Source organism: Amycolatopsis kentuckyensis (assembly GCF_041679295.1).
Lineage (GTDB): Bacteria > Actinomycetota > Actinomycetes > Mycobacteriales > Pseudonocardiaceae > Amycolatopsis > Amycolatopsis kentuckyensis_A.
In genome coordinates this window covers 46,815-67,358 of sequence record NZ_JBGDMD010000012.1, presented here as the reverse complement: position 1 = coordinate 67,358, position 20,544 = coordinate 46,815, and the positions used below count along the sequence as shown (strand labels likewise).

21 protein-coding genes and 1 tRNA gene are annotated in these 20,544 nt (G+C 68.6%); 19 read left to right on the top strand and 3 right to left on the bottom strand.

The window, feature by feature from the left end; genetic code table 11:
• Window positions 1–55: 55 nt before the first annotated feature.
• Window positions 56–961: an SGNH/GDSL hydrolase family protein gene (locus ACERZO_RS40420; RefSeq protein WP_372671277.1), complete on the bottom strand. Its 906-nt coding sequence runs from the start codon at window positions 959–961 to the stop codon at window positions 56–58.
• A 94-nt stretch (window positions 962–1,055) separates the two neighbouring features.
• The gene (locus ACERZO_RS40415) at window positions 1,056–1,985 is read right to left on the bottom strand and encodes a TIGR03619 family F420-dependent LLM class oxidoreductase (protein WP_372671276.1); all 930 of its coding nucleotides are present in this window, start codon (window positions 1,983–1,985) and stop codon (window positions 1,056–1,058) included.
• A 197-nt stretch (window positions 1,986–2,182) separates the two neighbouring features.
• On the opposite strand from ACERZO_RS40415, the gene ACERZO_RS40410 reads away from it, so the two are divergent.
• The 6 genes from ACERZO_RS40410 (at window position 2,183) to ACERZO_RS40385 (ending at window position 5,785) form a co-directional block, all read left to right on the top strand.
• Window positions 2,183–2,255 (top strand) — tRNA-Trp (locus ACERZO_RS40410).
• 26 nt (window positions 2,256–2,281) lie between these two features.
• Window positions 2,282–2,722, top strand: a complete 441-nt coding sequence (gene secE, locus ACERZO_RS40405; protein WP_372671275.1) for a preprotein translocase subunit SecE — start codon at window positions 2,282–2,284, stop codon at window positions 2,720–2,722.
• 73 nt (window positions 2,723–2,795) lie between these two features.
• Entirely contained in the window at window positions 2,796–3,632 is an 837-nt protein-coding gene (nusG, locus tag ACERZO_RS40400; protein ID WP_372671274.1) for a transcription termination/antitermination protein NusG, read from the top strand.
• A 74-nt stretch (window positions 3,633–3,706) separates the two neighbouring features.
• A complete protein-coding gene (gene rplK / locus ACERZO_RS40395; protein ID WP_043781763.1) occupies window positions 3,707–4,144 on the top strand; it encodes a 50S ribosomal protein L11 in 438 nt (145 codons plus the stop codon).
• 77 nt (window positions 4,145–4,221) lie between these two features.
• Window positions 4,222–4,941 (top strand): 50S ribosomal protein L1, encoded by a 720-nt coding sequence (rplA, locus tag ACERZO_RS40390; protein WP_372671273.1) that lies wholly within the window; start codon window positions 4,222–4,224, stop codon window positions 4,939–4,941.
• 70 nt (window positions 4,942–5,011) lie between these two features.
• Window positions 5,012–5,785: an alpha/beta fold hydrolase gene (locus tag ACERZO_RS40385; RefSeq protein ID WP_372671272.1), complete on the top strand. Its 774-nt coding sequence runs from the start codon at window positions 5,012–5,014 to the stop codon at window positions 5,783–5,785.
• 10 nt (window positions 5,786–5,795) lie between these two features.
• Here the strand turns inward: ACERZO_RS40385 and ACERZO_RS40380 are convergent, their stop codons facing one another.
• The gene (locus tag ACERZO_RS40380; protein WP_372671271.1) at window positions 5,796–6,749 is read right to left on the bottom strand and encodes a hypothetical protein; all 954 of its coding nucleotides are present in this window, start codon (window positions 6,747–6,749) and stop codon (window positions 5,796–5,798) included.
• A gap of 308 nt (window positions 6,750–7,057) precedes the next feature.
• Between ACERZO_RS40380 and rplJ the strand changes: the two genes are divergently transcribed.
• The 13 genes from rplJ (at window position 7,058) to ACERZO_RS40315 (ending at window position 19,901) form a co-directional block, all read left to right on the top strand.
• Window positions 7,058–7,612: a 50S ribosomal protein L10 gene (gene rplJ, locus ACERZO_RS40375; protein ID WP_372671270.1), complete on the top strand. Its 555-nt coding sequence runs from the start codon at window positions 7,058–7,060 to the stop codon at window positions 7,610–7,612.
• Between the two features lie 49 nt (window positions 7,613–7,661).
• Window positions 7,662–8,048 carry a 50S ribosomal protein L7/L12 gene (rplL, locus tag ACERZO_RS40370; RefSeq protein WP_086675529.1) on the top strand — a complete coding sequence of 129 codons (387 nt, stop codon included), beginning with the start codon at window positions 7,662–7,664 and terminating at the stop codon, window positions 8,046–8,048.
• 403 nt (window positions 8,049–8,451) lie between these two features.
• Window positions 8,452–9,645 carry an ABC transporter ATP-binding protein gene (locus tag ACERZO_RS40365; RefSeq protein ID WP_372671269.1) on the top strand — a complete coding sequence of 398 codons (1,194 nt, stop codon included), beginning with the start codon at window positions 8,452–8,454 and terminating at the stop codon, window positions 9,643–9,645.
• 38 nt (window positions 9,646–9,683) lie between these two features.
• The gene (locus tag ACERZO_RS40360) at window positions 9,684–10,436 is read left to right on the top strand and encodes an MlaE family ABC transporter permease (RefSeq protein ID WP_086675527.1); all 753 of its coding nucleotides are present in this window, start codon (window positions 9,684–9,686) and stop codon (window positions 10,434–10,436) included.
• A gap of 4 nt (window positions 10,437–10,440) precedes the next feature.
• Complete coding sequence (locus ACERZO_RS40355) at window positions 10,441–11,277, top strand: MlaE family ABC transporter permease (RefSeq protein ID WP_003060266.1); 837 nt, start codon at window positions 10,441–10,443, stop codon at window positions 11,275–11,277.
• Entirely contained in the window at window positions 11,274–12,599 is a 1,326-nt protein-coding gene (locus ACERZO_RS40350) for an MCE family protein (RefSeq protein ID WP_372671268.1), read from the top strand. Before ACERZO_RS40355 ends, ACERZO_RS40350 begins: the two co-directional genes overlap by 4 nt.
• Complete coding sequence (locus tag ACERZO_RS40345; protein WP_372671267.1) at window positions 12,596–13,624, top strand: MCE family protein; 1,029 nt, start codon at window positions 12,596–12,598, stop codon at window positions 13,622–13,624. The genes ACERZO_RS40350 and ACERZO_RS40345 overlap by 4 nt, the downstream gene beginning before the upstream one ends.
• A complete protein-coding gene (locus tag ACERZO_RS40340; protein WP_372671266.1) occupies window positions 13,621–14,607 on the top strand; it encodes an MCE family protein in 987 nt (328 codons plus the stop codon). The genes ACERZO_RS40345 and ACERZO_RS40340 overlap by 4 nt, the downstream gene beginning before the upstream one ends.
• Window positions 14,604–15,788: an MCE family protein gene (locus tag ACERZO_RS40335; RefSeq protein ID WP_372671265.1), complete on the top strand. Its 1,185-nt coding sequence runs from the start codon at window positions 14,604–14,606 to the stop codon at window positions 15,786–15,788. Before ACERZO_RS40340 ends, ACERZO_RS40335 begins: the two co-directional genes overlap by 4 nt.
• Window positions 15,785–16,963, top strand: a complete 1,179-nt coding sequence (locus tag ACERZO_RS40330; RefSeq protein ID WP_372671264.1) for an MCE family protein — start codon at window positions 15,785–15,787, stop codon at window positions 16,961–16,963. The genes ACERZO_RS40335 and ACERZO_RS40330 overlap by 4 nt, the downstream gene beginning before the upstream one ends.
• The gene (locus ACERZO_RS40325) at window positions 16,963–18,228 is read left to right on the top strand and encodes an MCE family protein (protein ID WP_372671263.1); all 1,266 of its coding nucleotides are present in this window, start codon (window positions 16,963–16,965) and stop codon (window positions 18,226–18,228) included. Before ACERZO_RS40330 ends, ACERZO_RS40325 begins: the two co-directional genes overlap by 1 nt.
• Before the next feature lie 36 nt (window positions 18,229–18,264).
• Complete coding sequence (locus tag ACERZO_RS40320) at window positions 18,265–18,849, top strand: hypothetical protein (RefSeq protein ID WP_372671262.1); 585 nt, start codon at window positions 18,265–18,267, stop codon at window positions 18,847–18,849.
• A gap of 86 nt (window positions 18,850–18,935) precedes the next feature.
• Complete coding sequence (locus ACERZO_RS40315; protein WP_372671532.1) at window positions 18,936–19,901, top strand: hypothetical protein; 966 nt, start codon at window positions 18,936–18,938, stop codon at window positions 19,899–19,901.
• Window positions 19,902–20,544 lie beyond the last annotated feature (643 nt).

Below are 20,544 nucleotides of genomic sequence, written 5' to 3'. Positions count from 1 at the left end.
ACGCGGTGTTGCCGGCCGTAGTCACAATGACAGCTTCGGGGTGCCGGAGAAGCACTCACGGAAGCTTCAAAACCCCAAGAACAGCATCAGCCATCCCCTGCTCACCCCGAACATTCGGATGAAGCGGAGCGGTACGCGAAGTCGGAATGACCCCCTCAACCCACCGCGTATCGGACGAAGAGCAGACATCATGCCCCTTACTGGGAGCAGCAGTATCGGCATACCCGGCCGAATGAGCATCAGCTTGATCTTCAAGCATCTTGTTCAACTTCCCCAACGCCCCACGGAAGTAATCAACATCCCCGGAGCCCACGGGAAGCACCGGCCAACACCCATCCCCATCAGGCAAAACGGTCGGATACCCGACAACGACGACCTTGGCCTTGGGCGCCTTGGAATGGATCTTGTCGAGCACAGCCCCCACCTTCGGAGCAGCGGCATCAATCCGCTCAGCGAGCTGATCACGACCCCCAGCGGTCAACCGATCCCGACAGGGCGACCCGGAGGGATGCGCAGTGGCACAGGAAGCGGCGATGGAGATGAACCCGACGTCGTTCCCCCCGATCCCGAGCGTGACGAGCGTGGTCTTGGAATTCACGGCGTCGAGCTGAGCCGGGTTCGTACCGTCCGAAGTCTTCTGAGGCGAGGTCAAATTGGCGGTGGTAGCCCCACTGCAGCTGACATCAGCCAGCTCGGCAGGCTTGAGCTTCGCGGAGACGACATGGGGATAGTTGTCGAGCGACCGCTGACACCCAGCGGGAGGCCCAGCCTGCCGCCCATTGTGCGGCGAAGAGGTATAGGAATCACCCAGAGCGACATACCGCCCAGTACCGCCCCCAGTCTCCGCGCCGGTATCAGGCGGAGCAGAAGAAGAACCGTGCTGCCACTTGTAGTACCCGAAGGCCAGCAGACCGACGACGAGCACAACGACGAGGCAGCCGCCCCCACTGTTCTTGGCCACATGTCGTTTCTACCGGCGCGAGCACGGTTCCGAAGTGGGCAATACGGGTGACTAGGGGGAACCACCGAACCCCGCTGAGTGACGATGATCTACGTCACACGAGCTCAGCAGCCAGCTCCAGAGCGTGATCGACGTCCTTGGCGACGTAGTGCAGATCGACGAGGACCTCGGTGATGCCCAGCTCCCGGGCCACGTCCAGGCGGGGAGCGACGTCGGCGACCGTCTCCACCCCGGTACCCGCCCGCGGGTTGATCCGCAGCACCCGCCGCAGGGACCCGGGATCGCGTCCGGCCTTCTCGGCCGCGTCAACGGCGACGGACCAGAGCCCGATCAGGTACTCCTTCGGCATCCACCCCGCCAGCCACCCGTCCGCGCGCCGCCCGACCCGGACCAGCGCCGGCGGCGAGAACCCACCGAGCAGCACGGGCGGCCGCGGATCCTGCACCGGACGCAGGCCGACGGTCGACGGCGCGATCCGCCACTGCGGGCCTTCGTGAGCCACCGGGTCGCCGGTCCACAGGGCGTCGAGCGCGTCGAGCACAGCGTCGAGCCGCTTCCCACGCCCTTCCCACGGGACGCCGGTCGCGAAGTACTCCTCACGCAGCCAACCGAGCCCGAACCCGACGTCCAGCCGCCCACCGCTGGCGAGATCGAGCGAGGTCAGCGCCCGGGCGAGCAGCACCGGGGAATAAACCGGCCCGGTCAACGCGCTCATCCCCAGGCGAGCCGTGCGGGTGACGGCGGCCGCGGTGGCCAAGGTCGTGAACGGATCCGCGAAGGTCTCGAACTCCTTCGGGTACGGGTGCTCCGGAGTCCCGCCGCCCGGGTAGAGGTCCGAGGGCGCGTGCGGCGTCAAGATCCGGTCGCCGACCCACAGGGACCCGAACCCCAAGCCCTCGGCAGCGGTCGCGAAGCGCGCGACGGCCGCGGGGTCGGCGAGCGCGCCGTACTGCGGCAGCGCGAGCCCCAGCCGCGTCCCGCTCACCGGTGAGCGGGACTCCGGGTTGTCCGTCATGGCGGACATCCTGGCATGATCAGGTGGCCGGCGGGGAGTTTTCCGCAGGCCGGCCGGGGTTCGGCGGTCGATCGGGGGGCGCGGTTGCGGGCTCTCGCGAGGCTTGCCGTAGACTTCGGGACTTGGAACGCACTACGGTCATCCCCGCCTGGATGGTGGGGACGATGGAATGCGTCCAACGGGGCTTCGAGTGATCGAAGCCTCACAGGGGTGTAGCTCAATTGGCAGAGCAGCGGTCTCCAAAACCGCAGGTTGCAGGTTCAAGTCCTGTCACCCCTGCGTAACGGAACTGGTGGAGCGGAGGAGTGGTCGTGAGCGACAGCGACGCCAGCGGCGGCGAGCAGGAGCAGGACGGCACCGGGCAGAAGCCCGACAGCACGTCCCGTCCCGTCACAGCCGCTGCCCGGCGTGAGCGCCGTGCGACCGCTCGTCCGGCGGGCAAGTCCGCGGCACGTGCGGACGACAAGACCCGGCCGTTCGGCAAGTCGGGGGAGAAGACCGCCTCCGACGCGAAGGGCGCTCCGACCCCCAAGCGGGACCAGAAGGCGAAGAAGGCCTCCGTGTTCGCGCGGCTCATGCGCTTCGTCCGCGAGGTCTGGGCCGAGCTGCGCAAGGTCATCTGGCCGAACCGCAAGCAGATGGTCACCTACACCGCGGTCGTGCTGGCCTTCGTGGTGTTCATGGTGGCCCTGGTGAGCGTGCTCGACCTGGCATTCAAGTGGGGCATCGGCAAGATCTTCGGCTGACGCGCCCCGGCGCGCGCCGATGGGGCTCAGGTCCCGGCCTGACCCCGGCAATGATCAACTGAGAGGACGGAACGTGACCTCCGACAACGGCACATCAGCCGGTCACGACCTGACCGAGCTTTCCGACGAGCAGGTGCACGCGGCACTCGGTGACGAGGAGTCCGCGCACCTGGAGCCCGTCGAGGTGTCCGACGAGGTCGACGAAGCCGCTTCCGATGACGAAGCCGCCGCTTCCGGTGACGAAGACGTCGCGGCCGAGGCCGACGAGGCCGAGCCCGCCGCGGACGACGAGGACCCGGTCGCCAAGCTGCGCGCCGAGCTGCTCGCCGCGCCCGGCGAGTGGTACGTCGTGCACTCGTACGCCGGTTACGAGAACAAGGTGAAGACCAACCTCGAGACCCGGACCCAGACCCTGGACGTCGAGGACTACATCTTCCAGATCGAGGTCCCGACCGAAGAGGTCACCGAGATCAAGAACGGCCAGCGCAAGCAGGTGCAGCGCAAGGTGCTGCCCGGCTACATCCTGGTCCGGATGGACCTGAACGACGCCTCGTGGAGCGCGGTGCGCAACACGCCGGGTGTCACCGGGTTCGTCGGCGCCACTTCGCGGCCGTCGCCGCTGACCGTGGACGAGGTGCTGAAGTTCCTCGCGCCCAAGGTCGAGAGCGAAGCCCCGGCGAAGGCCGGCAAGGGCGAGTCCGCCACGACCGCGGCCCCGCTCGGCGGCCCGGCCGTCGAGGTCGACTTCGAGATCGGCGAGTCGGTCACGGTCATGGACGGCCCGTTCGCGACGCTGCCGGCGACGATCTCCGAGGTCAACGTCGACGGGCAGAAGCTGAAGGTCCTGGTGTCGATCTTCGGCCGGGAGACCCCGGTCGAGCTGTCGTTCAACCAGGTCTCCAAGATCTGACGGCCGCCCGGTCGGCCGCAGTCCCCGTGTCCACGGCAGGTACGCGGGGAACGTAGTACAGGACAGGAAAAGAAATGCCACCCAAGAAGAAGAAGCTTGCGGCGATCATCAAGCTGCAGATCAAGGCGGGTGCGGCCAACCCCGCGCCGCCGGTCGGCCCGGCCCTGGGTCAGCACGGCGTCAACATCATGGAGTTCTGCAAGGCCTACAACGCCGCGACCGAGTCGCAGCGCGGGGACGTCGTCCCGGTCGAGATCTCCGTGTACGAAGACCGGTCGTTCGACTTCAAGCTGAAGACGCCGCCGGCCGCCAAGCTGCTGCTGAAGGCCGCGGGCGTGGAGAAGGGCTCCGGCGAGCCGCACAAGACCAAGGTCGCCAAGGTCACCTGGGACCAGGTCCGCGAGATCGCCAAGACCAAGGAGACCGACCTCAACGCGCACGACATCGACCAGGCCGCGAAGATCATCGCCGGCACTGCCCGTTCGATGGGCATCACGGTCGTCGACGCCTGACGTTCCACGCAGTACGTGGGAGAGCCGAGTGCTGGCTCTGACACCACACTGATCCACTTTGAATTAAGGACAGAAGCATGACCAAGCACAGCAAGGCATACCGCCAGGCTGCGGAGCTCGTCGACAAGGCGCGTCTGTACGCGCCGCTCGAGGCCGCGAAGCTGGCGAAGGAGACCTCCAAGACCAAGATGGACGCGACCGTCGAGGTCGCGATGCGTCTCGGTGTGGACCCCCGCAAGGCCGACCAGATGGTCCGCGGCACCGTGAACCTGCCGCACGGCACCGGTAAGACCGCCCGCGTCATCGTCTTCGCCGTCGGCGACAAGGCCGCCGAGGCCGAAGCCGCCGGCGCGGACGCGGTCGGCACCGACGAGCTGATCGAGCGCATCCAGGGTGGCTGGCTCGACTTCGACGCCGCGATCGCGACGCCGGACCAGATGGCCAAGGTGGGCCGCATCGCCCGCATCCTCGGCCCGCGTGGCCTGATGCCGAACCCGAAGACCGGCACGGTGACCCCCGCGGTCGAGAAGGCCGTGAAGGACATCAAGGGCGGTAAGATCAACTTCCGCGTCGACAAGCAGGCCAACCTGCACCTGGTGATCGGCAAGGCTTCCTTCGACACGGAGAAGCTGGTCGAGAACTACGCGGCCGCGCTGGACGAGATCCTCCGCGCCAAGCCGTCGTCGGCGAAGGGCCGCTACCTGAAGAAGGTCACCTTCACGACCACGATGGGCCCGGGCATCCCGGTCGACCCGCTGCGGACCCGCAACCTCCTTTCCGAGGACGCGAACGTCTGAGTCTGAGATCACCGGAAAGGGCGTCCCCGCTTGCTGCGGGGGCGCCCTTTCTTCGTGTCTCATGGAGGTCATGCCGACTTTCGCGTCGTTCGACGGCCTCCGGTTGAACTACACGGTGTGGGAGGGCGACGGCGCCCACCACCCGGTACTGCTGCAACACGGCTTCGCGGCCGACACGAACGCGAACTGGATCTCCACGGGAGTGGTCGCGGCCCTGCGCTCGGCGGGCCTGACGGTGATTTCGCTGGACGCGCGCGGCCACGGCCGTTCGGAGAAGCCCCACGACGAGGCGGCGTACACGGGCGACAGCATGGCCCGCGACATCTCGGCGCTGCTGGACGAGCTGGCGTTGGACGAGGTGTCGTTGGTCGGCTATTCGATGGGCGCGATCATCGCACTGTCCTCGACGGCTTCGGACAAGCGCATCCGCCGGCTGGCGACGGGCGGAGTGGGGTCGGGGATCGTCGACTTCGGTGGAGTCGACCTGCGGGTGGTCAAGCCGGCGGAGATCGCTTCGGCGCTGCTGGCGGAGGATCCTTCGACGGTGCCGCCGTCGGGAGTGCCGTTCCGGTTGCTGGCCGACGCCACTGGTGGGGACCGTCAGGCGTTGGCGGCGGTGGCGTTGGCGTCGCAGGAAGGTCGTCTCGAGCTGTCGGCGATCGGCGTCCCGACGTTGGTGCTGGCGGGGGACCAGGACCTGCTGGCGGCGGAGCCGGAGCGCCTGGCGGCGGCCATCGCGGGGGCGCGGTTGGTGCGGATCCCGGGGGACCACATGACGGCGGTGATGTCGCCGGCGTTCTCCGAGGCTTTGGTGGCGTTCTTGACTGCTCCGCAGCTGCGCTGAGCGCAGCCGATCAGCTCGTCGGCGTGGTGGTGGGGACTCCGCTGCACTTCGCCGGGCCGATGGCGTGGCCGGTGATGAGCCACTGTCCCTTGTCGACCTTCGTCACGGTGAAGACGCCGAGTGCCGGGCCGCCGCTGATGGGGAACGTGCAGGAGTCGATCGTCACGGTGTCGCCGGGCAACGGGTCCGAGACGCTCGACGGCAGGGATTCGGCGTAGTCGTTCTTGTTCGTCACCTGGGTGGCGAGGAACTCGACGGCCTTCTTGCAGTCGGTCTGGGCGGCGCTCTGGCGGAACGTCTGCGCGATGTCCTGGGCGAACTGGGTCTGGATGTCGCGCGGACCTTCGTTCTGGAAGCGGCCACAGGCGTCGTCGACCCGGCCCTGGGCGATGTTGTGGTACACGAACCGGACGGCCTCGTACGGGTTCGTCGAGAAGATGTGGTTCGTGTGGTACTTCCCGCCGCCTTCCTGGGCCAGCTGGGCCGAGGTCTTGCCGGCGTCGTTGGGGAAGAAGTGGTTGTACAGCCACGTTCCCGCGACGCCGAGGATGATGATCGCCAGGACCCACGCGATCACCTTCTTGCCCAGCCAGCTCAGCCACCTCGGCGCCCGACGGCGTTCGGTCGGGACCAGCTGGTAGCCCGGCGGGATCATCGGGGGCTGGGCGCCACCCTGCTGCGCGGCCGGTGGGGCCTGGACCACGCCGGTGTTCGGCGGCGGGGCCGGTTGGTTCCCCTGCTGGGTCTGCGTGAAGCGCAGGTAGTCCTGGAACTGCTGGAACTGGCGGAACTGCTCCAGCTGGTCCGGATCGATCGGTGGCTGCGCCCCGCCGCCGGATGGTTGGGGGAGGGCCGGCGACCCCGTGCCGGGCGTGGGGGCGTTGCCGGACGCCGGTGCGGGCGCGTTCGAGCCCGCCGGTTCGATTTCCGAGCCCGGCTTTCCGTCATCGCGCTGCTCCGCCACGTCACCATGATGCCCTCCCGGGCCCCGCGGCGAACCCCCAGCCGCCCTAAACGCAGGTCAAGGCGCCCCCCCCGGGAGAAGCCTCGCGCAACCACCCCGTATAGTTAAGAACGGTTCTACCGAAGACCGCTGGTTTTCCCCGCAAGGGGAACGAAGGTCCCGCATCTCGCCGGGCGGCCCGCGCAGGAGGAACGAGGCCCCGGCACGTGTGCCGGAAGAACGCCCCGCGCCTGCTTGCGCGAGGGCGTTTCGTCGTTTCGGGGGTCCCTCGACGCCAGTGGAAACACTAGCCAAGAGAGGAGGCGACCATGGCGAAGCCCGACAAGGTGGCGGCCGTCGCCGAGATCGCGGAGAGCTTCCGCAACAGCTCGGCCACCGTCGTTACCCAGTACACCGGCCTCTCCGTGTCCCAGCTGTCCCAGCTGCGCCGCGCTCTCGGCACCAGTGCCAAGTACCGGGTCGCGAAGAACACCCTCGTCAAGCGTGCCGCGGAAGACGCGGGCGTCACGGGGCTCGAGGACCTGTTCGTCGGTGCCACCGCCATCGCCTTCGTCGAGGGTGAAGCGGTCGACGCCGCCAAGGCGCTTCGCGACTTCGCGAAGGACAACAACGCGCTTGTGATCAAGGGCGGCTACATGGACGGCAAAGCGCTGTCCGTGGACGAGATCAACAAGATCGCCGATCTCGACAGCCGTGAGGTCCTGCTCTCCAAGGCAGCGGGCGCGTTCAAGGCGAAGCTGTCCCAGGCCGCCGCGCTGTTCCAGGCGCCGGCGTCCCAGGTCGCCCGCCTGGCTGCCGCGCTGGAGGAGAAGCAGCGCAACGCCACCGGTACCGAAGCAGCCGAAGCACCCGCCGAGAGCTGAACCACCCCCACCCCGAACGTCTAGTTCGTTTTTCTGAGAGGAAGCCATCATGGCGAAGCTGAGCACCGCCGAGCTGATCGACGCCTTCAAGGAGCTCACCCTCCTCGAGCTCTCCGAGTTCGTGAAGGAGTTCGAAGAGGTCTTCGACGTGACCGCCGCCGCGCCGGTCGCCGTCGCCGCCGCCGGCCCCGCCGGTGCCGCCCCGGCCGCCGTCGAGGAGCAGGACGAGTTCGACGTCGTCCTCGAGGGCGCCGGCGACAAGAAGATCCAGGTCATCAAGGTCGTCCGCGAGGTCGTCTCCGGTCTGGGCCTGAAGGAGGCCAAGGAGCTGGTCGAGGCCGCTCCCAAGGCCCTCCTGGAGAAGGTCGACAAGGAGGCCGCCGAGGCCGCCAAGGAGAAGCTCGAGGCCGCGGGCGCCAAGATCTCCATCAAGTGATCCCAGGCGCGCGAGCGCCGCAGCATCACTCCGCGAACGGGCGGGTACCCAGCCGGGTGCCCGCCCGTTCCGCGTTCTACGACTTCCTGAGCTGCGGGGCCGTCGAACTCCCTAGGAGCGGTGTCCGATTGGCCCCGGGTCCCTAATTCGTGGGTCTGGGGCACCGGAGATCTGCGTCATTGCCCCGAATGGGCTACCGTGCCTCCCGATGCCGATCACGGCGGGATGACGTTGAGCCCAGGGCTGGCCAGGAAATAAAACTGGTGAGTAACCTGTTCGCACTCAGCTCGTTGCACCTGGTTGACGCGGGTTCTTGGGGCGCCAGGCCCGCACCCGCCGCCGGCATGGGGTGGCATGGGTGTGGCAGCGGGCGCAATGACGCGGAACAGCTCCTGGAGGTGCGATGGGTGCCGAGGTGGTCATCGAAGGCCTGACCAAGTCCTTCGGTAAGCAGGCCATCTGGCGGGACGTCACGCTGACCCTGCCTCCGGGCGAGGTTTCGGCGATGCTCGGACCGTCGGGAACCGGCAAGTCGGTGTTCCTCAAGTCGATGATCGGGCTGCTCAAGCCCGACCGCGGCCGGTGCGTGATCAACGGTGTCGACATCGTCACCTGCTCCGAGCACAAGCTCTACGAGATCCGGAAGCTCTTCGGCGTCCTCTTCCAGGACGGCGCGCTGTTCGGCTCGATGAACCTCTACGACAACGTCGCCTTCCCGCTGCGCGAGCACACGAAGAAGTCCGAGACGGAAATCCGCCGGATCGTCCTCGAAAAGCTCGACATGACCGGTCTGAACGGCGCCGACAAGAAGCTCCCTGGCGAGATCTCCGGCGGTATGCGCAAGCGCGCCGGCCTCGCCCGCGCCCTGGTGCTGGACCCGGAGATCATCCTGGTCGACGAGCCGGACTCGGGCCTCGACCCGGTCCGCACCACCTACATCTCGCAGCTGTTCCTCGACGTCAACGCGCAGATCGACGCGACGTTCCTGATCGTCACGCACAACATCAACCTGGCCCGCACGGTGCCGGACAACCTGGGCATGCTCTTCCGCAAGGAACTGGTCATGTTCGGCCCGCGCGAGGTGCTGCTGACCAGCGAAGAGCCGGTCGTCAAGCAGTTCCTCAACGGCAAGATGCAGGGCCCGATCGGCATGTCCGAAGAGAAGGACAGCGCCCAGATCGCGGCCGAGCAGGCGATGTTCGACGCCGGCCACCACGCCGGCGGGGTCGAGGACGTCTCCGGCGTGCCGCCGCAGATGCAGCCGACGCCGGGCGTCCCGACCCGGATGGGCGCGGTCCGCCGCAAGGACCGGGTCATGGAGATCATGCACCGGCTGCCGGACGCCGCGCAGCAGAGCATCATCGCCTCCCTGAGCCCCGAGGAGCAGCGCCACTACGGCGTCAGCCCGCGGCAGGTCGCGCACGCCCAGCAGCAGCAACAGCAGCAGGTCCCGGCGGGCGCCCGGCCGGGCGACGGCGTCCCGAACCAGCACCACGGCCAGCTGCCCGCCGACCAGGTCGCGCGGATCCCCGGCGGCCAGCCCCCGAGATCCGGCACGCACCGGATGCCACCGAACAACGGGCCAGGTGGCCGGTGAGCTCTCCCGCATCACAGGCGAAGATCCCCGGGATCGGCATGCTCCGCGAGACCGGGAACCTGTTCGCTCTCGGCCTGGACATCATCCGCGGCCTGTTCCAGCGCCCGTTCCAGCTGCGGGAGTTCATCCAGCAGTCGTGGTTCATCGCGAGCGTGACCATCCTGCCGACGGCCCTGGTGGCCATCCCGTTCGGCGCGGTCATCTCGCTGCAGTTCGGTTCGCTCGCGCGCCAGCTGGGCGCGCAGTCCTACACCGGCGCGGGCTCCGTGCTCGCCACCGTGCAGCAGGCCAGCCCGCTGGTCACCGCGCTGCTGGTGGCGGGCGCGGGCGGCTCCGCCGTCTGCGCCGACATCGGCGCCCGGACCATCCGGGAAGAGATCGCCGCGATGGAGGTGCTCGGCGTCTCCGCGGTGCAGCGGCTGATCGTGCCGCGCACCCTCGCGATGATGCTGGTCGCGCTCCTGCTCAACGGCATGGTCAGCGTCATCGGCGTGCTCGGCGGCTACTTCTTCAACGTCGTCCTCCAGGGCGGGACGCCGGGTGCGTACCTGGCGAGCTTCTCCGCCCTCGCGCAGCTGCCCGACCTCTGGGTCGGCGAGCTCAAGGCGCTGATCTTCGGGTTCATCGCCGCCGTCGTCGCGTCCTACCGGGGCTTGAACCCCTCCGGCGGCCCGAAGGGCGTCGGGGACGCGGTGAACCAGTCGGTGGTCATCACGTTCCTCATGCTCTTCGTCGTGAACTTCGTGATCACCCTGATCTACCTGCAGATCGTGCCCGGAAAGCTGGACTAGCGCCATGACGTTCCTCCAGGGCGCGAAACGCGTCGCCAACCGACCCCTCCAGACGCTGGACACCCTCGGTGACCAGATGTCGTTCTACGGCCGGGCGCTGCTGTGGACGCCGCGGACGCTGCGCCGCTACACGAAGGAAGTCCTCCGGCTGCTCGCCGAGGTCAGCTTCGGGTCCGGCTCGCTCGCGGTCATCGGCGGCACGGTCGGCGTGATGGTCGGCCTGACGCTGTTCACCGGTGTCCTCGTCGGCCTCCAGGGCTACTCGGCGCTGAACTCGATCGGGACGTCGGCGTTCACCGGCTTCCTGACGGCGTTCTTCAACACCCGCGAGATCGCGCCGCTGGTCGCCGGCCTCGCCCTGAGCGCCACGGTCGGCGCCGGGTTCACCGCGCAGCTGGGCGCGATGCGGATCTCCGAGGAGATCGACGCGCTGGAAGTCATGGGCGTGCCCAGCCTGCCGTACCTGGTGACGACGCGGATCATCGCCGGGTTCGTCGCGGTCATCCCGCTCTACATCATCGGCCTGCTGAGCTCGTACCTCGCGTCACGACTGGTCGTCATCTACATCTACAACCAGTCGGCCGGTACCTACGACCACTACTTCGACCTGTTCTTACCACCGCAGGACGTGCTGTATTCGTTCATCAAGGTACTGCTGTTCAGCGTCCTGATCATCCTGTCGCACTGCTACTTCGGCTATCGCGCGACCGGTGGCCCGGCAGGCGTCGGCGTCGCGGTCGGCAAGGCCGTGCGCCTCTCCATCGTCACGGTGTCGATCATGAACTTCTTCATCGGGTTCGCCATCTGGGGAACCGACGTCACGGTAAGGATCGCGGGATGAGGACGCTCCGACGCAGGCTGCTCGGCCTGCTGCTCATCGCCGTGATGGTCGGCGGGGTGGCGCTGTCCATCGCGCTCTACGACAAGGCGTTCACGCCGGTCGTCACGGTCAAGCTGCAGGCCGACAAGATCGGCAACCAGCTGATCAAGCAGTCCGACGTCAAGGTGCGCGGGCTGATCGTCGGGTCGGTCCAGGACATCGTCGCCACGGACAAGGGCGCCGAGCTCACGCTCGCGCTGCAGCCGGAGTCGGCGAAGCTGATCCCGGAGAACGTCTCGGCGCGCTTCCTGCCCAAGACGCTCTTCGGCGAGCGGTTCGTCTCGCTGGAGATCCCGAAGGACCCGTCGGCGAAGACGCTGGCCAACGGGGACGTCATCCCGCAGGACCGCACGTCCAGCGCGGTCGAGCTGGAGCAGGCGTTCTCCCACCTGATGCCGGTGCTGCAGGCGGTCCAGCCGCAGAAGCTGTCGGCGACGCTCACCGCGATCTCGACGGCGCTGTCCGGCCGCGGCGACCAGCTCGGCGACACGCTGTCGCAGCTGGGCACCTACATCGGCGAGCTGAACCCGCACGAGCCGGAGCTGCAGCACAACCTCAAGGCGCTCGCGGAGTTCTCCGACCACCTGAAGGACGCCGCGCCGGACCTCGTGCAGAGCCTCGACAACCTGAGCACGACGACCCGGACCGTGGTCGACGAGCGGCAGAACCTGTCGAACCTCTACGGCAGCCTGACGACTGCGTCGATCGACCTGCAGACCTTCCTGCAGAACAACAAGGAGAACATCATCTCCCTCGCCGACACCGCCCGGCCGACGGCCGAGCTGCTGGCGAAGTACGCCCCGGAGTACCCCTGCGTGATCTCCCAGATGGCCGACAACGTGCCGCTGATCGACCAGGCGCTGGGCAAGGGCACCGACAAGCCCGGCCTGCACGCGACGATCGAGATCATCGTGCCGCGCGCGCCCTACAAGGCGGGCAAGGAAGAGCCGCGGTTCGAGGACAAGCGCGGCCCGCGCTGCTACGACATGAAGGACATCCCGAAGCCGTTCCCGTCCGAGCCGCCGGACGGCGCGTTCAAGGACGGCACGCAGCACCAGGCCGCGCCGAAGACCGTCGGTGAGGGCCTCAACCCGGCCAAGTTCAAGCAGGACGCGGCGGGCGGCAACGGCAGCGGTGGCGATCTCGCGTACTCGACCGCGGAGCAGGGTTTCCTCGCGGACCTGCTCGGCCCCCAGCTCGGCCTGAACTCGGCGGACGTCCCCAGCTGGAGCGCGCTGCTCGTCGGCCCGCTGTACCGGGGCGCGGAGGTGACGGTCAAGTGAGGGGCCTGCTCGCGCCGCTGATCAAGCTCGGCATCTTCGTGGTCGTCACCGTGCTGTTCACGACGATCCTCGGGATCAGCATCGCCAACATCAACACCACCAGCACCAACGCCTACAAGGCGCGCTTCACCGACGCGACGCTGCTGCTGCCCAACGACGACGTCCGCATCGCCGGCGTCCGGGTCGGGCAGGTCAAGGACGTCAAGATCGTCGACAAGCGCCAGGCCGAGGTCGAGTTCGAGGTCGACGCCGGCCGGACGCTGCCCGCCGGCGTGACCGCGCAGATCAAGTTCCGCAACCTGGTCGGCCAGCGCTACGTCTCCCTCGGCGAAGGGGAGAACAGCGGGGGCAAGACCCTGCAGCCCGGCGGCACCATCCCGCTGGACCGCACCACGCCCGCGCTGGACCTGACCGAGCTGTTCAACGGCTTCAAGCCGCTGTTCACCGCGCTCAACCCGGACGACGTCAACAAGCTGTCCTACGAGGTCATCCAGGTCCTCCAGGGCGAGGGCGGCACGGTGGAAAGCCTGCTGTCGCACACGGCGTCGCTGGCCACCACGATCGCCAACAAGGACCAGGTCATCGGCGAGGTCATCGACAACCTCAACTCGGTGCTCGACACGGTCAACGCGCACACCCCGCAGCTCAACGACCTGATCGTCAAGCTGCAGCAGCTGACCTCCGGCCTCGCCGCCGACCGCAAGCCGATCGGCGACGCGATCGAGAGCCTCGGCAACCTGGCCGAAACGACGTCCGGCCTGCTGGGCGACGTCCGGGAGCCGCTGAAGAACGACATCAGCGCCCTCGGGAACCTCACGGACCAGCTCAACAAGAACGAGCCGGAGCTGGAGCACTTCATCCAGTTCCTGCCGACCAAGGTGAGCACGCTGACCCGCACCGCGGACTACGGCTCCTGGTTCAACTTCTACGCCTGCGAGTTCTCCGGGACGGTCAGCTTGCCCCCATTGATTCCGCCGGTCGAACTTCCCCTGATCCCGGCCAACCGGTCGAGGTGCTCGGGATGAAGTCCTTCCAGAAGCGCAACCCCGTCCCGATCGCGCTGGTCGGCATCGCCGTCCTCGCGCTCGGCTTCATCGCCGCGCTGAACTCCGACGACCTGCCGGTGATCGGCGGCGGCACCACGTACTCCGCCGAGTTCAGCGAAGCCTCCGGGCTGCAGAAGGACAACGACGTCCGGATCGCCGGCGTCAAGGTCGGCAAGATCAGCGACATCGAGCTCGACGGCGCGTCGGTCAAGGTGTCGTTCAAGGTCAAGGACGCCTGGCTGGGCGACCGCACCAGCGCCGCGATCAAGATCAAGACGCTGCTCGGCCAGAAGTACCTGTCGCTGGACCCGCAGGGCCAGGGCTCGCTGAACCCGGGCACCGCGATCCCGCGCGACCGCACGATGGCCCCCTACGACGTCCTCGACGCGTTCCGCGGGCTCTCGCAGACGGTCGACAACATCGACACCAAGCAGCTGGCGCAGAGCTTCGACACGATCTCGCAGACCTTCGCCAACACGCCGCAGGACGTGAAGGGCGCGCTGTCCGGCCTGTCGAAGCTGTCGGACACGATCGCCTCCCGCGACGAGCAGCTGTCCAACCTGCTGGCCAACACCCGCGAGGTGTCGCAGACGCTGGTCGACCGCGACGCCGAGGTGCAGAAGCTGCTCACCGACGGCAACAAGCTGCTCGACGAGCTGTCGAAGCGCGAAGACGCGATCACGTCGCTGCTCAACGGCTCCCGCGAGCTCGCGACGCAGCTGCAGGGCCTGATCGACGACAACGACAAGCAGCTCGACCCGGTGCTCACGTCGCTGGACCAGCTGACCTCGATGCTGCAGCGCAACCAGGACTCCCTGGCCGAGGGCATCAAGAAGTTCGCGCCGTTCATCCGCGTCTTCACCAACACCATCGGCAACGGGCGCTGGTTCGACAACTACATCTGCGGCCTGCTGCTGCCGTCGTTCGGCCCGATCAACGAAGAGGGGTGCTACACGAAATGAGTGACACCCGCTTCGGCCAGGCCCTGACCCGGGGCTTCACCATCGCGATCGTCCTCGCGCTCGTCGTCGCCGGCGGGATCTGGTGGACCCTCAAGGACGCCGGCCGCAACCACCTGACCGCGTACTTCGCCGGCGCCGTCGGCCTGTACGAGGGCAACAGCGTGCGGATGCTCGGCGTCGACATGGGCACGGTCACCAAGATCACGCCGATGGGCAACCAGGTGAAGGTCGACTTCGAGTACGACCGCTCGGTCGCCGTCCCGGCCGACGCCAAGGCGCTCATCGTGGCGCCGTCGCTGGTGTCCGACCGCTACGTCCAGCTCGCCCCGGCCTACACCGGCGGCCCGCGGATCTCCGACGGCGCGGTCATCGGCCTCGACCGCACCGAGGTGCCCCTCGAGGTCGACCAGCTGGCCGCCAGCCTGGCCCGGGTCAGCGAGACCCTCGGCCCGAACGGCGCCAACAAGGAAGGGTCGCTGTCGAACCTGCTGAACACCGCGGCGGCCAACGTCGACGGCAACGGCCAGGCCCTGCACGACACGATCACCAAGCTCGGCCAGGCGGCCGGCACGCTGGCCGGCAACAAGGACGACCTGTTCTCCACCGTGGAGAACCTCGGCAAGTTCTCGCAGACGCTGGCCGACTCCGACAAGCAGGTCCGCAGCTTCGAGAGCCAGCTCGCCGACGTCAGCGGCTACCTGGCGTCCGAAAAGGACAACCTGGCGGCGACCGTGCAGCAGCTGGGCACCACGCTCACCTCGGTGCAGGCGTTCATCGACCAGAACCACGACCGGCTCAAGTCCAATGTGGACAAGCTGGCCGGGATCACCAAGGTGCTCGTCGACCAGCGCAGCTCGCTCGCCGAGATCCTCGACGTCGCGCCGGTCGGCCTGAGCAACCTGGTCAACACCTACAACGGCTCGGCCGGCACGCTCGACGCCCGGCCGAACCTCAACGAGCTGACCCAGCCGCCGCTGGTGATGATCTGCCGGCTGCTCAAGCAGGTCGGCACGAACAGCGTCCCGGACGTGCTCGGCAACGCCTGCGAGAGCATCGCCGGCGTGGTCGACAAGGCGATCCCGCTGCCCTCCGTCGCGCAGACCGTGCAGGCTCTGCAGTCCGGTCAGCTGCCGCCGCTGCCGCTGCCCATCGCGGGGCAGCTCTACGGAGGTGGCCAGTGAAGAAGCTCCTGACCGTCGGAGCGCTGGCCACCGCGTCCGCGCTGGTGCTGTCCGGCTGCGCCTTCAAGGGCATCTACGACCTGCCGCTGCCCGGTGGCGCCGACCTCGGCGACCACCCGTACACGGTGAACGTCGAGTTCCGGGACGTGCTCGACCTGACCCCGCAGGCCGGGGTGAAGGTGAACGAGGTGCCGGTCGGCCGGGTCGAGAACGTCGGCCTCACCAAGGACGGCTGGCACGCGCTGGTGACGCTGAAGGTCAACGGCGACGTCAAGCTGCCGGCCAACGCGCTCGCCAATGTCAAGCAGTCGAGCCTGCTCGGCGAGAAGTACGTCGAGCTGGCCTCGCCCGGCGACGACCAGGCCCAGGGCAAGCTCGCCGACAACGCGACCATCCCGCTGGCCCGGACGAACCGCAGCGTCGAGGTCGAAGAGCTGCTCGGCGCGCTGTCGCTGCTGCTCAACGGCGGTGGGGTCGACCAGCTCAACACCATCACCAAGGAGCTCAACAACGCCACCTCCGGCCGCGAGCCGGACATCAAGGCGCTGCTGGACAACGCGAACCAGCTGGTCACGAACCTCGACCAGCAGTCGCGCAACATCACCCGGGCCATCGACGGGCTGAACCGGCTCTCCTCGACCCTGAACGACCAGAAGGACAAGCTGGTCGGCGCGGTCGACAACCTCGGGCCCGGCCTCGGCGTGCTCGAGCAGCAGCGCGGCCAGCTGGTCACGATGCTGCAGGCGCTGGACAACCTCTCCGGCGTCGCCACCGACACGGTGAACCGGTCGCAGAAGGACCTCGTCGCCGACCTGAAGGCGCTGACGCCGACGCTGCAGAAGCTCGGCGAGGCGGGCAACGACCTGCCGAAGGCCCTGGAGATCCTGCTGACGTTCCCGTTCAGCGACCAGGCCGTCAACGGCGTCAAGGGCGACTACTTCAACCTGTTCGCGAAGGTGGACCTGAACCTGAAGACCGTCGTCGAGAACCTGGGCAACAGCCGGCAGAACGCCCTCTCCGGGGTGCTCCCGCTGCAGGGGCTCACCGGCGGGACCGAAGGCGCGTCGGGCAACCCGCCGCTGCCGATCCCGGGGGAGAGCGGGTCCGCGCAGTCCGGGCAGTCGCAGCCGGGCCTCGGCAATCTCTTCGGGCTGCTCTCGGGAGGTGCGGGCTGATGCTGATCCGCCGGACGAAGATCCAGCTGATCGCCTTCGCGGTCATTTCGATCGTCGCGATCGTGTACGCGCTGATCCGGTTCGCCGGGCTCGGCAGCGTGTTCGGCAACGACGGCTACACGGTGAAGCTGCAGCTCAACGAGTCGGGCGGCATCTTCACCAACGCCGAAGTCACCTACCGCGGCTACAACATCGGCCGGGTCGGCGAGATGCGGCTGACCGCGACCGGGCTCGAGGCCGACCTGAACATCGACCCGTCGGCGCCGCAGGTGCCGGCCGACCTCGACGCCGTCGTCGCCAACCGCTCGGCGGTCGGCGAGCAGTACGTCGACCTCAAGCCGAAGGCCGACAAGGGCCCGTACCTCGCGGCCGGGTCGGTCATCCCGGCGGCGAAGACGACCACCCCGGTCAGCACCGACCGGCTGATCGGCGACCTCGACTCGCTGGCGGCGTCGGTCCCGGTCGACTCCCTGCGCACGGTCGTCGACGAGTCCTACGACGCCTTCCGCGGCACCGGCGGCGACCTCCAGCAGCTGCTGGACACCGCGCGCAGCTTCACCACGACCGCGCAGGAGTACCTGCCGCAGACGATCCAGCTGCTCGACCAGGGCGGCAAGGTCCTGGACACGCAGAACGACGAGGCGGCGAACTTCGCGTCGTTCAGCAAGAGCCTCAACGAGCTGACCGGCACCCTGAAGAACTCCGACGGCGACCTGCGCAAGCTCATCGGCATCACGCCGCAGGTGGCGACGCAGATCAGCCAGGTGCTGCAGGAGTCCGGCCCCGGGCTGGGCGCGCTGACGGCGAACCTGCTGACCACGGCGAACCTGACCGTGACCCGGCTCGACGGCATCGAGCAGGGCCTGGTCACCTACCCGGCGCTGGCCGGCGCGGCGAGCAGCGTGGCGCCGGGCGACGGCACCGCGCACCTCGGCCTGGTGCTCAACCTGTTCAACCCGCCGTCGTGCACCAAGGGGTACCTGCCGTACTCGCAGTACCGCACCGGCAACGACCTCTCGGCGAAGCCGGCGAAGGAAGACGCGTACTGTGCCGAGCCGAAGGGCAGCCCGATCAACGTCCGCGGCGCGCAGAACGCGCCGTACGGCGGGGTGCCGGTCGCGCCGTCCGACTCCGACGTTTCGGCCAACGCGAACCGGCCGGCGGAGGAGCTGGCCGACGAGCGCAACACCCGGGGCGTGCCGGGCATCGTCGGCAGCCCCGGCGTCAGCCTGAACAGCCTGGGTTCGCTGCTCGGGCTCGCCTGACGTGGATTTGATGACCGTTACCTACCCTGGAGTGCTATGAGTTCGGACGAGCCGGCCGGCGTGGCGGTGGACGAGGAGCCCGCCGGTGCGCCGGCGGCCCCGGCCCGGGAGCCGTCGCGGATCCTGGTGCTCGGCGCCGCGGCGCTGGCGCTGGCCGCGCTGATCGCGGCGGCGATCTTCGGCGTCCAGTGGTGGGTGGCCGCCAACGACGACAACGCCGGCCTGGCGGCCTCGCGCGAGGCCGTGGTCAAGGCGGGCACCAACGCGCTGAAGGCCTACACCGAGGTCGACTACCAGGACCTCGACGGGTTCTTCGCCCGGCAGAAGTCGGTCTCGGACGACAAGATGTCGCAGCAGATCGACCAGTCGGCGCCGACGTTCCGCAAGGCGCTCGCCGACGCCAAGACGAAGGTCGTCACCGACGTCCAGGACATCGCCGTCGAGGAGCTGGACGACCACGAAGGCAAGGCCAGCTTCCTCGCCGCCATCGCCACGACCGTCACCCAGGGCGACAAGAGCAGCGCGAAGCCGCTGCGCCTCGAGGTGTCGATGACCCGCGTCGGCGACGAGTGGAAGCTGTCCGGCATCGACAGCGTCCCGCTCGTCGCGGCCGGCCAGTAGCGTCACCTCTTAAGGAGCTTGTAGTGCCCCCCTCCCGCCGCCAGCCGCCTCGCAGCAGCAGCACCCCGCCGTCGCGCCGGCCGCGCGTGGCCGGCCTGCGCAAGCCGGCCACGGACGAGTCCGCCGCCGAGCGGACCGGCCAGCTCCCCGCGGTCCCGGCCAAGCCGCGGCCGCGCCCGGCACCCCGGCCGGCGCCGCGGCCGGCCGCCAAGCCCGCCTCGGAGGCCTTCGAAGCCGACAGCGGGCAGCTCGACACGGCGCCGTCGGCCGAGGACACGCAGGTGTTCGCGGCGGTCGGCACCGAGGAGGAGCCGCAGGTCGACGCCCTCACCGGCGAGGCTGAGGAGGCGCCGGCGAAGCCGGCTCCGCGGCGGAAGAAGCGCGACACGGGCATCGCGAAGCCGACGGAGGAGTCCGAGGCCCCGGTCGCGGCGGCGGAACCGGCCGAGCCGGCGGCGGCTTCGCGGGTCCAGAAGCCGTACCTGGTCGCGGGCGCGCTGGTGCTGGTGGCGCTGATCCTGGGCGGGCTGGCGTTCTGGTTCAAGTCCGAGGAGGTCAAGGTCGCGGACGCGACCAGCAACACCGCGCTGCTGGACGTGGCCAAGACCGCGCAGGTCAAGGACGCGGTGTCGAAGGCGGCCGAGGCGCTGTTCTCGTACGACTTCAACAACATCAAGAAGACCGAGGACGCGGCGAACGACCTGCTCGCGAACGACGACGTCAAGAGCAAGTACAACTCGCTGATGAGCGAGGTGAAGCGGCTGGCGCCGGAGCAGAAGATGATCGTGACGTGCAAGGTGACGCGCGCGGCGGTGATCATGCTGAACGGCGACCTGGCGAAGGTGATGGTCTTCGTCGACCAGACGTCGACCCGCACGGACACGAAGAAGACGACGGCGGGGACCGCCCAGCTCCACTTGAACGCCCAGCTGCAGGGGGACAAGTGGAAGATCACGGACATGGACACGTACAACGCGCCCAAGGTCCCGGCGGCCAGCCAGGCGCCGGCGTCGTCGTCCGCGCCGCCCGCGTCTCCGTCGCCGACGAAGTAGCTCCCGGCAGCGGCCCTGTGGGTGGCCCTGCGATGTCTTGAATGAGTCATTCAGGACCTCCGGGGTCCTGAATGACTCATTCAAGACACTTGGCACCGGGCTCGGGTGGCGGGCCCTCGCCGGACTTGGGTCCCTTCGGCGGCTCGACGTCCGCCACCGGACCACGCACACCCCGTCGGGCCGCTCCGACGGGCTCACGGCCCGCTGGGCGCGTGGGACGCCTGAGGCTCCCGAGGCACCGCCGGCGTCGCCCTCGCCGGCGAAGCAGCTCCCGGCAGCGGCCCCCTGCGCGGCCTCCCGCGCCTCGGGACACGTGTGACGCCTGGGACGGCCCCGACCCCCGGAAAACGCCCCCCGGACCGATCACCCGAACCGGCCGCGACACGCCGCGGACGGCGGAACCGGTCCCGTCCGAAGTGGTCTGGAACACAGTTCAACGTGACCCCGGAACGCGGGAAACCCCCAGGTCCAACCCCTATTACTGGCGCTACCCGCGGGTAACTGGAAGACTATTCGGCCGCTCACGCTCCGCTGACCTTCTCCAACGCTGCGCCAACCGGCGGGACCCCCGTGTGGCATCTTGACTCTCGGGCCCGGTGGGTTCACGCTTACTCCCGAACGGCGAAACCGGCGGCCCTTGCGG

What these genes read in the sequence shown, in the direction of transcription:
- ACERZO_RS40415 (WP_372671276.1), bottom strand. Translation starts at nt 1,985, where the DNA reads ATGTCCGCCATGACGGACAACCCGGAGTCCCGCTCACCGGTGAGCGGG.
- rplK (WP_043781763.1), top strand. Translation starts at nt 3,707, where the DNA reads ATGCCACCCAAGAAGAAGAAGCTTGCGGCGATCATCAAGCTGCAGATC.
- rplA (WP_372671273.1), top strand. Translation starts at nt 4,222, where the DNA reads ATGACCAAGCACAGCAAGGCATACCGCCAGGCTGCGGAGCTCGTCGAC.
- ACERZO_RS40385 (WP_372671272.1), top strand. Translation starts at nt 5,012, where the DNA reads ATGCCGACTTTCGCGTCGTTCGACGGCCTCCGGTTGAACTACACGGTG.
- rplJ (WP_372671270.1), top strand. Translation starts at nt 7,058, where the DNA reads ATGGCGAAGCCCGACAAGGTGGCGGCCGTCGCCGAGATCGCGGAGAGC.
- rplL (WP_086675529.1), top strand. Translation starts at nt 7,662, where the DNA reads ATGGCGAAGCTGAGCACCGCCGAGCTGATCGACGCCTTCAAGGAGCTC.
- ACERZO_RS40365 (WP_372671269.1), top strand. Translation starts at nt 8,452, where the DNA reads ATGGGTGCCGAGGTGGTCATCGAAGGCCTGACCAAGTCCTTCGGTAAG.
- ACERZO_RS40360 (WP_086675527.1), top strand. Translation starts at nt 9,684, where the DNA reads ATGCTCCGCGAGACCGGGAACCTGTTCGCTCTCGGCCTGGACATCATC.
- ACERZO_RS40355 (WP_003060266.1), top strand. Translation starts at nt 10,441, where the DNA reads ATGACGTTCCTCCAGGGCGCGAAACGCGTCGCCAACCGACCCCTCCAG.
- ACERZO_RS40350 (WP_372671268.1), top strand. Translation starts at nt 11,274, where the DNA reads ATGAGGACGCTCCGACGCAGGCTGCTCGGCCTGCTGCTCATCGCCGTG.
- ACERZO_RS40340 (WP_372671266.1), top strand. Translation starts at nt 13,621, where the DNA reads ATGAAGTCCTTCCAGAAGCGCAACCCCGTCCCGATCGCGCTGGTCGGC.
- ACERZO_RS40335 (WP_372671265.1), top strand. Translation starts at nt 14,604, where the DNA reads ATGAGTGACACCCGCTTCGGCCAGGCCCTGACCCGGGGCTTCACCATC.
- ACERZO_RS40325 (WP_372671263.1), top strand. Translation starts at nt 16,963, where the DNA reads ATGCTGATCCGCCGGACGAAGATCCAGCTGATCGCCTTCGCGGTCATT.
- ACERZO_RS40320 (WP_372671262.1), top strand. Translation starts at nt 18,265, where the DNA reads ATGAGTTCGGACGAGCCGGCCGGCGTGGCGGTGGACGAGGAGCCCGCC.